Here is a 14,043-nt window from a genome sequence, read left to right as displayed (position 1 = left end):
TATATGCCCTAACGGAGAGAAGCGCAGTCACTTTCCTCCATTAAGGGCGGAGAAGTGCTGCCGGTACATCATGTTCAAATAAGGGCGCTAGAAACATATCGTGTTTCACCTCAATTGCAATCTGATTTTCTCATTATACAAGGTTTGTTAAAAGACGTAAATGAACGGCGGCATCGGCTTTATGGATTGCGGACTTGCAGCTGGATTCTTGTGGTCTGATTGTCAAACCCGTCCGCCACAACCTCATCAAGCATATATTCTTCATATGCATAATCGCCCATTTCCAGCCCATACTCTTCAATAAACTGCATGATGCTGCGGTAAGCCGCTTCCGCTTCATCCCCTATTTGGTACCCGACGGCATAAAGCCCTTTCGGCTTGATATGGAGGTCTCTATTCTCGATGCCTTCATCTGTCTTCATATAAAAATGGGTGTAGTTGTAGAATTCTTTTTTCAGAATCTGCTCCCGCGCAAACAGTCCGCCGACCGGATGCCCCTGATCGAGCTCATGTACCCGCATATAGCGGATCAATTCGGAAATGGCGGCAGTATATTGCCGTTCTGGCAAATGGAGTACGGGTCGTCCTATCATAAGTGTCTCTTCATCTAATCGCTGCAATGAGACGGAGGAAAAGTCTGTCTCCAAGGCTTGTTCGGTCAGCTTCACCTTTGTCTGAATCATCCCATGCAGGTGCTCCAGCTTTTTGATTTTGCTTTCGATTTCTGAAGATCTCTCTTTTAAAAGCGTGATGATACCCTCAGGGGTTTTGTCTGTTAAGAGCGGTTTGATCTGCTTCAAGGGCACGCCGGCCTCCTTAAACAGACCGATGACCTGGAACAGTTCGAATTGATGATAGGAATAGTATCTGTATCCATTCGCTTTTTTGATTTCCGGAGAAAGCAGGCCGATCTCGTCATAATGGAACAGGGTTTGTTTTTTTACGTGGCACAGTTTTGCAAATTCACCCGTTGTGAAGTATTTTCTGACGTCTTCGCTCATAATGCCTCCTTGACTATACGGTAACCATATCCTTTATGATGATCATTGTATCCGAGAGAAGGCTGATTCACAAATGGCTTACGCACTGAAAGCTTTACCGTCTCAAAAAAAGCGGAAGAGGAGTATCAAGTATGACGATTGAAATCAGAGCAGTCACAGAAAAAAACCGTGCCGATATACTGGCGCTTCATGTAAGGGAAAGCCAGACTTCATTTATTGAAACCGCGGAAGAGTGCTTACAAGATTCTGAGGATTGCCGGCATTATCAGCCGGCCGGTCTTTATGTTAACGGGGAATTGGTCGGCTTTGCCATGTACGGATGGTTTCCGGAATATGATGAGGAAAATGAAAACGGCAGAGTGTGGCTTGATCGTTTTTTTATTGATGAACGCTATCAGGGACGGGGATTGGGCAAGCTGTTGCTTGATGGCCTAATCCGCCATCTCGTTCGAATATATGATTGCAGACGGATTTATTTAAGCCTGTTTGAAGATAACGTGCACGCATTGCGGCTTTATCAAAAATTCGGCTTCTTATTCAATGGAGAGCTGGACTCAAACGGGGAAAAAGTGATGGTGAAAGAGCTTTAAACCCTCTGTATAAAAGCGATTCGGCTTCTTGCCAATACCTTAAATTTGAGGTAACATAAAGATATTAGACGACGGTCGACGGACTACGGTCGATTATTAGAACCTGATACAGCGGAGCGGAACATGGTGATCAGGCATCTAAATGGAGGAGAAGATTGTGCTTATTATACTCGTTATGTTTCTTCTCGGGATTATTCTCGGGTTTATCGGCGCCGGGGGAGCCGGTTTTGTCATTGCACTTTTAACTATACTGTTTCACGTACCGATTCATACGGCTTTAGGCACCTCCCTTGCCGGAATGGCTTTCACAAGTTTATCGGGGGCTTTCAGCCACTACCGTGAAGGCAATATTCAGATGAAAATCGGCCTCATCGTCGGCGTTTTTGCGGCATTCGGTTCGTTTTTCGGGGCAAGGCTTACTTCCCTTATCCCCGCAGATTTGCTGCATTACTTGACGGCGGGCATGCTGTTTTTATCTGCTCTGCTTATTTTAGTCCGGTTATTTATTGTAAAAGAAACACAAGAAGATTCCGGACGGCAAAGCAATCTGAATATATGGGTGAAAGCCGTTGTACTCGGTGTCATCGCAGGAATCTTGTCCGGAACGTTCGGCATCGGCTCTGCCCCTTTTATCCAAATCGGCTTAATGATTCTTTTACGCTTATCCATCCGCCAGTCGGTCGGCACCACCATGCTTGTCATTATCCCGCTTGCGGTCGGCGGAGGACTCGGTTATGTGACGGAAGGATTTGTCGATTATATGCTGTTGGTTAAAGTGCTGATCGGAACGATGTGCGGCGCATATGTCGGCGCGAAATTCACCAACCTCGTGCCGAAAGTCATTCTGAAATCAGCCATCTTTTTAACACCGGCCATCGCCGGTCTCATGCTTTTATTTTAAACTGAAACGGGAGGCGGCCGCCTCCCGTTTTTTTCTGTTCTTCATCTGTTTTCGAAGAGCTTTTTCAGCTTTGCTTCCGTTTCGGTATGATCTACCGGCGTATACACACTGCAGCGCAGATCACTGTTGCCCTGAACCTGAAATGAAGTCAGGTTAAAGACCATTTTTCCCGCCTTCGCGTGGCGGAACTCAATTAATACTTCGGGTGCCGAGCTGACTTCGCTCTCATTCCACAGCGTATGAAATTCCGAATACGTTTTCTCCATTTCTTCTATAAACTGAGAATACCACGTATCAGCTACATACTGGCCGTAATACGTTCTGAAAATGGCAATGAATCCTTTCACAAAGTGCTCCCAGTTCACGGCTAAACTTCTTAATTCTTTTCTGGAAAACAATAACTCTATGAGATTCCGTTTTTCAGGAGGAATTTGTTCAAAATCTAAAAACACGTGAGCCGCGGCCTGGTTCCATCCCACGATATGACACCGCCTGTCCGAGATAATGGTGGGACAATAACGGAGCTCCTGCAGGATTTTTGAAAGCGACGGGCTGATAACCGCTTCTTCCTCCGCGGCAAACGGCTGCTTCACGCCCTCCTCAATGGCAAGTGCGTATAAATAATTTCTCTCATCTTTGTTGAGCTGCAGCGCATCGGAAACGGCGTCCAATACGGCTGCGGACACTTTAATGTCTCTGCCCTGCTCCAGCCACGTATACCACGTGGTGCTTACGCCGGCTAATTGCGCGACCTCTTCTCTTCGGAGTCCGGGCGTTCTTCTCCGTGTGCCCATCGGCAGCCCGGCCATCTGCGGAGAAATTTTAGCCCGCTGCGTTTTTAAAAACTCTGAGAGCGCCTGCAATCTTCCTTCTGGTATCATACCGAATCTCTCCTCTCTTACCCTGGTATTCATTATACTAGGATAATCTACAACTTGTAATAGGATAATTGCGAGTTACAATAAATACATACCGAAGGAGGAATGACCATGAAAAGAGTTGTGATCACCGGAATGGGAGTGATTTCACCTCTCGGCAATGATGTGCATACATTTTGGAAACACCTGACGGAAGGAAAATCGGGAATCTCTTTCATCGATTCGTTTGATGTCTCCGGCTCAAAGACAAAAATAGCCGGTACCGTCCGTGATTTTGACGCAGAAGAAAGATGGGGCAGAAAAGAAGCGAGACGGCTTGACCGTTTCAGCCAGTTTGCTTTAGCGGCAGCGGAACAGGCGCTTGAAAGCTCCGGGATTCAGCTCGATCAGATTGACCGTGAACGCCTCGGCGTGTACGTCGGCTCGGGAATCGGCGGCATCACGACTTTGATTGATAACGTTCATACTTTAAATGAACGGGGAGCGCGAAAAGTGAGCCCAAGCCTTGTCCCCATGATGATCTCAAACGCGGCCGCCGCTCAAATCAGCATCAGATTAGGCGCGCTCGGCCCCTCACTTTCTCCCGTCACCGCGTGTTCCATCGGCAATACGTCGATCGGGGAAGCATTCAACGCCATTCGGAATGATGACGCAGATATCATGTTTGCCGGGGGAGCGGAAGCGGCGATTACGAATTTGTCATTAGCCAGCTTCGGCAATGCCCATGCGCTGTCAGCGAGAAACGAAGACCCCGCCGCGGCAAGCCGTCCGTTTGACGCGGATCGCGATGGATTTGTCATGAGTGAAGGCGCGGGCATCTTAGTATTGGAATCATTGGATAGCGCAATCAGCCGAAACGCCCCGATCCTTTGTGAGGTGCTCGGCTACGGCGCGAGCTCTGACGCCTATCATATGGTGGCCTCCCATCCGGAAGGAACGGGCGCATACCTGGCGATGAAAAACGCTTTGAAAAAGGCGAACGTTTCAGCGGAAGACATTGATGTCGTAAGCGCCCATGCGACAAGCACAAAAGCCGGAGATCTTTCTGAAACGTTGGCCATCAAGACATTATTCGGGGAGCTTGCGTATGACATTCCGGTTACGGCCAACAAATCAATGCTCGGCCACATGCTTGGCGCGGCAGGCGGAGTTGAAGCCATCGCTCTGACAGAAAGCTTGAGACACGGCATCATTCCGCCGACGATCAATCTGCAGCACCCTGATTCGGCATGTGATTTGGACTATGTAGCAGACGGGCCCCGCCAGCAATCGTTAACGATCGGCCTTTCCAACTCATTCGGCTTTGGCGGACATAATTCGGCGATCGTGCTGAAGAAATATGAATAGCGGGCATCAAAAAAAGGAGTGAATCATTTCACTCCTTTTTTGCTTTCTCCGGTTTTGTTGTTAAGGCGAAAAAAGCGATGGAACCGATAACGGATGTCGTGAACATAATTGCCCCCATCGGGACGGCCGTCGCTTCATTCATCCCCACAAGCGGCGACACGATGGAACCGAGAAGAAGCGGAAGCATGCCGAGCAGTGCACTTGCGCTTCCCGCGCGGTGTCCCTGCTTTTCCATCGCCAATGTAAAGGTGCTTGTCAGCGTCATGCCGATCGTAATCATATAAATAAAAATTGAAATCACCAGTGCCGCCAGCGGCCCGTGAATGATTGTCATGACGAGCAGAACGGCAGTCGCCGTCATCGCTGTAATCACGCCGATTCTCAGCAGGCTTTTTTCGTGAATGATCCCGCCGAAACGCCCGATGATAAAGCTTCCGGTAATGATCGCCAGACCGTTTATGCCGAATAAAACACTGAATACCTGAGGCGATACTCCGTAAATATCCTGATACACGAAAGGCGTTCCGGAGACATACGCAAAGCTCCCGCCGTGAATAAAACCGACCGTCAGCGCATAGCCGATAAATGACCGATCCTTCAGCAGACTTCCCATTGTCCGCACGGAATTTCCGATGGAGCTCGGAATCCGCTTTTCCGGCGGCAGGGTTTCTGTCAGCTTGAGCGCAATGATGATTACAAGCAAAAAACCGATAAACGTTAAAAAGAGAAAAATCGTATGCCATGATGCAAACGGAAGCAGTAAAATCGCGCCTCCCGTCATCGGAGCCACCATCGGCGCGACGGCGGTAATGACCATCAGCAGCGAGAAAAATTTAGAAAGCTCTCTTCCCGTAAACACATCTCTGACGATTGCACGGGATAAAACGAGTCCTGCCGAAGCGGTGAATCCTTGAAGAAAACGGGCAATCACTAGTGTTGCAATGTTCGGTGCAAGCGCGCAAAACAGAGAAAACAACGCAAATAAAAAAATACATAGTAATAACGGTTTTCTTCTTCCCTTCGCGTCACTTAACGGGCCGACAACAACCTGTCCGATTGTCAGTCCGATCAGACAAGCGGTTAAACTGAGCTGGACAAGCGATGCGCGGGCGCTTAAATCTTCAGCGATTTCAGGGAAACTCGGCAGATACATATCTATATTGAGCGGCCCCAGTATCGCAAGCATTCCGAGAAGAAAAGCCAGCGCAAGCCGCTCCTTACCGGTCGGATTATGCAGCATATCGTTCCCACCTTTCCTTTGTCAATCTCTCAAAACATTTGTATATTGTATCATAATTTTTTCTTTATTTTTAAAAGTTTTCAAAGGGCACAAAAAAAACCAAGGGCTGTTACAGCCCTTGGTCCCGGGTCACACGGTAAAAGGTTTTACGCGTGTTTTTCTTTAAATGCTTTTGCGTATTGATCAGCCGCTATAATGGCATCCGCCACGTCGTCAGCCGTCACGTCAAAAGCGGCATGAATTGTTTCTTCTTCAATCGTCGCGGCTTCTGCCACTTTCATAATGTCCACTTTAGATGCGTCTTTCAATTTGATGTCTTCAAGTGTGACAGGCAGCCCCAAGCTGATATAAAACGCGATATACCGCTCAATTTCCTCAAGCGAGCGTTTTTCCAGCGCCAATTGAACGAGCGTGCCGAATGCCACTTTTTCACCGTGGGTCAAGTGATGGATTTCACCTTCAAGCGCGGTAAATCCGTTATGAATGGCATGCGCCGCAGCTAAGCCGCCGCTTTCAAATCCCAGTCCGCTCAGAAGTGTATTGGCTTCAACCACCGCTTCCAATGCGGGCGTAACGGCTTTCGCTTTCACAGACTCATAAGCGAGACGGCCGTATTTGAATAATACCGCTTCACATTTTTCCGCGATAGCCTCTCCGGCGATTGTCGGAATTCCGCCTGCCATCGTTTTACCGCCATTGGCGATGACACTGCGCGCCTCTATCCACGTCGCCATCGCATCGGCAATCCCTGATGCTAAAAAGCGCGGCGGAGCTTCCGCGACGATTTTCGTATCGACCAGAACCAGGTCAGGATTCTTATGATAGAAACGATAGTTTTCGAACGCGCCTTGTTCAGAATACACGACAGACAGCCCGCTTGTCGGAGCATCCGTTGAAGCGGCCGTCGGCACGATAACGGTATAGCCGTTTATTTCATCTGATACGGCTTTGGCCGTATCAAGCGTTTTACCGCCGCCGACTCCGATGACAATAGTCGCGCCTGCTTTTTCCGCGATGCCGGCAATTCTTTTCATTTCTTCCTGGGAGGCTTCGCCGTTGAAAACCGCCTCTTCAGAAGAAATATTGCTTTTCTTTAATTCAGCAGTCACCTTGTGGCCCGCGATATCCCATACGGTTTTGTCCGCGATGACGACGGCTTTTTCACCAACGCCCTCCAGATGTCCGCCGATCGTTTCAATGGCGTTTTTTCCCTGCACGTATTTGGCCGGACTGATAAAAATTCGTTCCAATGTCATCATCCCTTCTTCGTTGTCTCTCATTACATTTCTCTTATAGAAATGAAAACTCTTCTGATATAATTCCTCGTTTTAACTTGATTTAAACCTCATATACACTGCAGAAAAATCAATTTTCACGGCATTGACAAGATGTGAAGGTGTCTATATAATCTTCGATATTGAAGCTGATCATTCTTTACTGAATGAACAAACGAGATTGTGAATGATTCGTCTTAAAAATTATTTAGTTCTGCTGGATAATTTTTGAGGCGTTTTTGTTTTATATATATTTTTGACTGCGGAGGAGGTTTGCACATGAAGAACATTTGCAAGGATATACTGATGATTATGGCCGGAGCCTTTCTTATCGCGGCGTCCGTGGAATTTTTCGTCATCCCGAATCATTTAGGGGACGGCAGCACCGTGGGAATCGCTCTCGTGTTATATTATCTTTTCCATATACCTGCAAGTATTACGACTCTGGTTGTAAATTTGATTTTTATCGGGCTTGCTTATAAATTTTTAACGAAAAAAACGATTTTATACACGATACTCGGGACGGGAATGACTTCTGTTTTTCTCAGCATCGTCAGCTTTATTCCATTCGGCGTGCACGACATGGTGCTCGGGATTGTATTCGGCGCTCTGCTGATGGGAGCGGGGCTGGCATTGATCTTTATCGCTGACGGATCTACCGGCGGAACCACGCTTTTGGCGTATTTATTAAATTACACAAAGGGCTTTAACATCTCGAAAAGCATGTTTTATATGGATTGTGTCATCATTTTCGCATCCGTTTTAGCGATCGGCCTCAATCATATGCTGTATACGTTTATATTCGTTTATCTGTGCGCCAAAATCGTCGATATTGTCATTGAGGGTTTCCATAATAAAAAAGCCCTCACCATTATGTCTGACCAATACGAAGAAATCGCCAAAGCCATCACCTCCGAGTACGGCAACGCGGCGACGATTTTTTACGGATACGGGTATTACGGCAGCAAAGACAAGCGCATTATCTATGTTGTCATTAAAAAGAACGAATTGCTGAAAATCAAAAAACATGTTCAAAAAATTGACCCGAAATCATTTATCGTTATTCATGAAGTAAAAGAAGCTGTCGGAGGGCAATTCGGGTTTACAAACCTGCCCGCCGCCGCAAATGAAAAATAACCGCCTGCAGTGTATAGCTGCAGGCTTTTTTTATTCGGCTCTTCCCCGCTCAAAGGTTTTTACATCTTTCAATCGAAGTAGTAAATGAAACCTTTTTTGATGGAGGAACATAAAAAATGAATATCAAAACTGACAGGCTCGTAATTCGCACATTTGAACCGGAAGATTGGCAGGATGTCTATGCGTACACATCAAATCCGAATGTCATGAAATATATACCAGAGGGTGTCTTTACCGAAGATGATGCCAGGAAATTCGTTACTGAAAACAGCGGTGAACATGCCGGGAAGTTTCCCGTTTTATTGAAGGATGAGAAAACGGTCATTGGCCACATTGCTTTTTTTCAGTATTTTGGCGATCATACGTATGAAATCGGCTGGGTGTTTCACCCGGAATACCAGGGCAAAGGATATGCTTCAGAGGCGGCGCGAGCCGTGCTGGCATTCGGGTTTAACAAGATGAAATTACACCGGATCATTGCGACATGTCAGCCGGAAAACACGGCTTCGCACCGGGTGATGGAAAAGATCGGGATGAGACGGGAAGGCTTTTTTAAAAAATGCATTCTCCATGATAATGAATGGTGGGATGAATATTATTATGCCGTTTTAGAAGAAGAGTGGGAAGTCTCCAACCTGGAATAAAAAGGCTTATACCCTTTGCTTTTACAGATAAGTGTGTGCTACACTGTTCGTAACAAACACGAAGGGATGATGGGTGGACAATGATTAACTAATCTTATTTTGACCGTTTGAAATCAAATATTTCAAATCAGAAAAAATAGGATTAGTCTGCCCATTTTCTATACGATACGAAAGCTATGTAAAAATAGCTTATTTGATCATGCACAGGTACGGCTAATCCTTCCAAATCAATTGGGAGGATTTTTTTGTCCTCCCTTAAAAGCGAGGGATTGACATATGAAAGAAATGTTAAAAATAAGCGGCATCAGTTATGAAATCAACAGCGTTCCCCTTTTTGATCAGATCAGCGCGAGCGTTCAGCAAGGTGACATCATCGGCGTTATCGGTAAAAACGGCGCCGGCAAATCTTTATTGCTGCAATTGATCTGCAATCAAAAAGCGCCGTCACAAGGACAGATCCAGATGATGCAAGATGTGAACATATATATGGTGGAACAAGAAACGGAAGCTTATGATTCCGGCCATCCAGAGCCTGCGGAGGCAGCCTTGTTAGAAAAGTGGAACGTGCCCGCACGCGCCTTTTCGCAATTGAGCGGCGGAGAAAAACTGAAAGCCCGTCTTGCCAAAGGTTTCTCCTCCTCAAGCAGCCTTTTGTTATTAGATGAGCCGACGAACCACCTCGATCAGCACAGTTTAGAAATACTGCTAAATCAGATCAAGAATTACAAAGGCACCATTATTTTTGTTTCGCATGATCGTGCTTTTATTGATGCAGCGGCGACAAAAATCTGGGCCATCGAAGGAAAGAAACTCATTGAGCATAAAGGGAATTATTCAAGCTATATGGAGGTCCGCAAACAGAGAAGGCTGACACAGCAGCGGGAATATGAGAATCAGCAGCATATGATCAGACGGATTGAAGCTCAAATGAACGAGCTGAGCGCCTGGTCGAAAAAAGCCCACGCCCAATCAACGAAAATAGAAGGATTTAAAGAATACCATCGCGTAAAAGCAAAACGCACGGACGCCCAGATTAAATCAAAGCAGAAGCGTCTTGAAAAAGAGCTTGAAAAAGCGAAAGCAGAACCGGTTGAAGCGGAGTATGAAGTCCGTTTTTCCATTGAGCACCGCAAAAAAGCGGGAAAGCGTTTTTTAGAAGTAAGGGATGTCACAAAGTCATATGACGGCCGAACGCTTTTCAAAAACGTGAATTTCACTGTGATGCACGGTGAAAAGATTGCGATTACAGGCCCGAATGGCAGCGGGAAAACAACATTATTGAAGGTCATCCTCGGTAAGGAAAAAGCGCAGGGCGGCATATGGATTTCTCCGTCTGCAAATGTCGGATATCTAACCCAGGAAGTATTCGACCTTCCGCTTGATAAAACCCCCGAACAGCTTTTTTACAAAGAAACGTTCGAAGCAAGGGGAAATGTTCAATCCCTCATGAAGCATTTAGGATTTACCGCAGCGCAATGGACGGAACCCATCGGCAAGATGAGCATGGGAGAGCGGGTCAAATGCAAACTGATGGCGTTTATTCTGGAAGAGAAAGACGTGCTGATTCTGGATGAGCCGACAAACCACCTTGATCTGCCGTCACGCGAGCAGCTTGAAGACACTTTGGCCCGATACGACGGAACGCTCATCATCGTATCTCATGATCGTTACTTTGTCGAAAAGACGACGGACATCCGGCTTGATATCTCAAACGGCAGCGTCCGAAAACAATGGAAAGAATCTCCCTCCGTCAGGGACGATGCTGAAGAACTGCGATTAAAGCTTGAAACCGAACGGCAGGAAGTCCTCGGAAAACTCAGCTTCATGACTCCGGCTGATAAACAATATCGTGAGCTTGATAAAAAATTCAAAGAGCTGACGGAAGAAATCAAGAAATTGAAATAAATGTAAAAACCCGTGTGTCACGGGTTTTGTTTTGGAAAGTTCACGTATCATGAAGAATAATTTCAAACTGATTTGTACAACCTACGTTCAGATTTATTATTAGCATGGTTCAGGGGGACGAAGAATGGCCAAACGCATCGGAATTACGGGAAACATTATGGCTGATCAATCCGGTCCTTTCCCGGGTTATAATCGGGCATATGTCAATAATGATTATATTCAGTCTGTTTCTGAGGCCGGCGGTGTGCCGTTTATATTGCCGGTGATTCAAGAGACGGCGCTTTTAAAGGAACAGGTCTCTCATGTTGACGGCATCATTCTGACCGGCGGCCAGGATATAGACCCGCTGTTTTACGGCGAAGAACCTTTACAGGCTTTAAGAAAGACCTTTCCTGATCGGGACGCCTACGAGAAGGAGCTGATTCTCACGGCGGTTGCTTTAGAGAAGCCGATTCTGGCCATCTGCCGGGGGATGCATATGCTAAACGTCACTTTCGGGGGAACTTTATATCAAGACCTGACACACGCTTCATTTGCTGACATTAAGCATGACCAAGAAAAAGATCCGCCGTTAAAAACCCATCATGTTTCTTTTGAAAAAGGGACACGTCTCCATACCTTGTTTGGCGATTCAGCGCGGGTGAATTCATTCCATCACCAGATCATAAAAGAGACGGCGCCTTCGTTTAAAGCCGCTGCTTATGCGAAAGACGGGGCCATTGAAGCGATTGAACGGACGGGTGAATTATTTGTCGTCGGCGTGCAATGGCATCCCGAAATGCTGACAAAAAAGCATGAAGACATGAAAAAGCTTTTTTCTCTTTTTATGGATGCGGTCAGCACATAAAAAAAAGCAGATCAAAACGATCTGCTTTTTCATTTTATTCTTCCGGTTTCTCCGGTGTTTTGCCTTGTGTCAGCTTATGGCCTTCGATATCCACGTTCGGAATGATTTTATCCAGCCACTTCGGCAAGTACCAGGCCGCATGTCCCATCAGCTTCATGACACTCGGAATGATGGTCATTCTTACAATGAACGCATCGAAAAGAACACCGAAGGTCATTGCCAATCCCATGGATTTGATCATAGAGTCCCCAGCGAAAACAAATCCCGCGAAGACGAAAATCATGATCAGCCCCGCCGCTGTTACGACAGGTCCGCTATGCTTCAATCCGGCATGGATGGCTTGTACCGGATTTTTTGTTTTGACATATTCTTCTCTCATTCTGCTGACAAGGAATACTTGATAATCCATCGCCAGTCCGAAAAGAATACCGATTGCTAAAATAGGCAGGAAGGCGAGAATCGGGCCTTTTTCCGGGATGCTGAGCAAGCCGGTGAAATTCCCATCCTGCAATATGAATACCGATAAGCCGAGTGTAGCGGTCATTGTCAGCAAAAAGCCAAGAACGGCCGCAAGCGGCACGAGAAGAGAACGGAAAACGACGGTCAGCAATACAAATGCAAACCCGACAATAAGAATGGCGAATTCCGGAATGGCATCGTTTAACCGATCTGAAATATCAATGTTCACCGCGGTTGACCCGGTGACGAGCAGACGGATGCCGTTTTTGTCTGACAGTTTCCGTATATCCTGCACCAACTCTTTCGTTGCCGTATCGTTCGGCCCGGTTTCAGGCACTGCCGTAATGATGGCATAGTCCCCTTTTTCGTTCGGCATGGCAGGGGTGACGCTCGCCACATTGTGCAAGTCCTTCATTTCGTTCACGGCGTCTTGAAATGCTTCACTTTTGTTCCCCTTGACCCCTTTTGCATCGGCAACAATTGTCAGCTTGCCGTTAAAGCCTTCGCCGAATCCTTTAGACAAAAGATCATAGGCGCGGCGATCCGGGCTGTCTTTCGCTTTCATTCCCGCATCAGGCAGCCCCAGCTCTAAATGCATGGCCGGCAGACTGATGACGGCTAAAAGAATAATGCTGAAAATGCTTAACAGAATAGGCTTCTTTGTAACGAAGCGCCCCCAGGCATTCGTGCCGGCGCTTTTCTTTTCTTTCTTCTTATTTGATGTCGGAATCATCCGTTTTCCCGCGATTGACAACACCGCAGGAACCAGCGTTACTGATGCCAATACAGCCATCAGCACACTGAGTGCCGCTGTCAACCCCATGGCAGACATGAACGGAATGCCGACAACGGTCAATCCGCAAAGCGCGACGATCACGGTCAGTCCTGCAAAAACGACGGCGCTGCCTGCCGTTCCCGCGGCTTTAGCGATCGATTCATTTTTTTGTACACCTTCGCCCAAAAACTGACGATGCTTCGTAAAGATAAACAGCGCATAATCAATCCCGACGGCCAGGCCGATCATTCCGGATAATGAGAGACTGACCGAGGCTATCGTAAAGAACTGTGTCCCGATTAACGTCAGCGCGACGCTTACGCCTAATCCGATCAGGGCCGTGACAATCGGCAGCCCCGCTATGACTAATGAACCAAACGTAATAGCCAGTACGACGAATGCCAGCAGAACGCCGACAATTTCAGATACACCGCCGACCTCAACACCGGCCCCCGGGACATCACCGCTGAGCTCCGTCTGCAGGCCCTTGTCTCCTGCGGCAGACAGACTGTGTTTCATATGTGAAACAGACGCGGCCGTAATGTCATCCGCCGCTTTTGTGTACGTAATATCGGCATATGCCACTGATCCGTCTTTAGAAATGGTTCCTGTCTCAAAAGGACTTGCAATCGAAGCGACTGAATGATCTGTTTTGATCTTCTTTAAAGTATCTTCGATCGCTTGTTTTTCTGATTTTGACGTCAGTTTTTTCCCATCTTCAGCTCCGAAAATAACCCGGATGCTTCCTTTATCGGGACCCTTTGAAAATTCTTTTTGAATCATATCCATTGCCTTTTCAGAAGGTGTGTCGGGAATTGACATATCCTCAGAAAAAGCAGGTTTTAACGAGATGGCGATCACAACCGAAGCGATCAGTATCACGAGCCACGCACTGATTATTTTTAATCGGTTGCGGGCAGACCATCCCCCTAATTTATATAAAAAACCAGACATCGAATACTCCTCTCCAATCATTACTTTCTGCCTAATTGTAGTTCACATTCACATAAAAAAAACGTACATAGGGACATGTACGTTTGGGCAG

The 14,043-nt window shown here is 46.9% G+C and carries 12 protein-coding genes; 7 read left to right on the top strand and 5 right to left on the bottom strand.

Annotated features, from left to right (window positions below):
* Window positions 1–179: 179 nt before the first annotated feature.
* Window positions 180–1,001 (bottom strand): MerR family transcriptional regulator, encoded by an 822-nt coding sequence (locus OQ477_RS18315; RefSeq protein WP_265973430.1) that lies wholly within the window; start codon window positions 999–1,001, stop codon window positions 180–182.
* Window positions 1,002–1,132: 131 nt separating this feature from the next.
* On the opposite strand from OQ477_RS18315, the gene OQ477_RS18310 reads away from it, so the two are divergent.
* Window positions 1,133–1,591: a GNAT family N-acetyltransferase gene (locus OQ477_RS18310; RefSeq protein WP_265973429.1), complete on the top strand. Its 459-nt coding sequence runs from the start codon at window positions 1,133–1,135 to the stop codon at window positions 1,589–1,591.
* Between the two features lie 157 nt (window positions 1,592–1,748).
* Window positions 1,749–2,492, top strand: a complete 744-nt coding sequence (locus OQ477_RS18305; protein WP_007409313.1) for a sulfite exporter TauE/SafE family protein — start codon at window positions 1,749–1,751, stop codon at window positions 2,490–2,492.
* Between the two features lie 41 nt (window positions 2,493–2,533).
* On the opposite strand, the gene OQ477_RS18300 is transcribed toward OQ477_RS18305, so the two are convergent.
* Complete coding sequence (locus OQ477_RS18300; RefSeq protein WP_007409314.1) at window positions 2,534–3,373, bottom strand: helix-turn-helix transcriptional regulator; 840 nt, start codon at window positions 3,371–3,373, stop codon at window positions 2,534–2,536.
* Between the two features lie 108 nt (window positions 3,374–3,481).
* Here OQ477_RS18300 and fabF point away from each other — a divergent pair, with 108 nt between their 5' ends.
* Window positions 3,482–4,717 (top strand): beta-ketoacyl-ACP synthase II, encoded by a 1,236-nt coding sequence (gene fabF, locus OQ477_RS18295; protein ID WP_101670057.1) that lies wholly within the window; start codon window positions 3,482–3,484, stop codon window positions 4,715–4,717.
* Window positions 4,718–4,745: 28 nt separating this feature from the next.
* Here the strand turns inward: fabF and OQ477_RS18290 are convergent, their stop codons facing one another.
* Window positions 4,746–5,957 (bottom strand): Bcr/CflA family efflux MFS transporter, encoded by a 1,212-nt coding sequence (locus OQ477_RS18290; RefSeq protein WP_094296441.1) that lies wholly within the window; start codon window positions 5,955–5,957, stop codon window positions 4,746–4,748.
* 146 nt (window positions 5,958–6,103) lie between these two features.
* Entirely contained in the window at window positions 6,104–7,237 is a 1,134-nt protein-coding gene (locus tag OQ477_RS18285) for a glycerol dehydrogenase (protein ID WP_265973428.1), read from the bottom strand.
* Window positions 7,238–7,510: 273 nt separating this feature from the next.
* Between OQ477_RS18285 and OQ477_RS18280 the strand changes: the two genes are divergently transcribed.
* The 4 genes from OQ477_RS18280 to OQ477_RS18265 all read left to right on the top strand — a co-directional run bounded on the left by OQ477_RS18280 (window position 7,511) and on the right by OQ477_RS18265 (window position 11,764).
* The gene (locus tag OQ477_RS18280) at window positions 7,511–8,368 is read left to right on the top strand and encodes a YitT family protein (protein ID WP_007609718.1); all 858 of its coding nucleotides are present in this window, start codon (window positions 7,511–7,513) and stop codon (window positions 8,366–8,368) included.
* Window positions 8,369–8,484: 116 nt separating this feature from the next.
* The gene (locus tag OQ477_RS18275) at window positions 8,485–9,012 is read left to right on the top strand and encodes a GNAT family N-acetyltransferase (RefSeq protein WP_265973427.1); all 528 of its coding nucleotides are present in this window, start codon (window positions 8,485–8,487) and stop codon (window positions 9,010–9,012) included.
* A gap of 276 nt (window positions 9,013–9,288) precedes the next feature.
* Entirely contained in the window at window positions 9,289–10,917 is a 1,629-nt protein-coding gene (abc-f, locus tag OQ477_RS18270) for a ribosomal protection-like ABC-F family protein (RefSeq protein WP_265973426.1), read from the top strand.
* 124 nt (window positions 10,918–11,041) lie between these two features.
* Complete coding sequence (locus tag OQ477_RS18265; RefSeq protein WP_265973425.1) at window positions 11,042–11,764, top strand: gamma-glutamyl-gamma-aminobutyrate hydrolase family protein; 723 nt, start codon at window positions 11,042–11,044, stop codon at window positions 11,762–11,764.
* A gap of 34 nt (window positions 11,765–11,798) precedes the next feature.
* Here the strand turns inward: OQ477_RS18265 and OQ477_RS18260 are convergent, their stop codons facing one another.
* Window positions 11,799–13,952, bottom strand: coding sequence for an MMPL family transporter (locus tag OQ477_RS18260; RefSeq protein WP_265973424.1), 2,154 nt, complete (start codon window positions 13,950–13,952; stop codon window positions 11,799–11,801).
* Window positions 13,953–14,043 lie beyond the last annotated feature (91 nt).

It is taken from the genome of Bacillus sp. ChL18 (genome assembly GCF_026241425.1).
GTDB classification, from domain to species: domain Bacteria; phylum Bacillota; class Bacilli; order Bacillales; family Bacillaceae; genus Bacillus; species Bacillus velezensis.
This window is presented reverse-complemented; position numbering and strand designations above follow the sequence as displayed.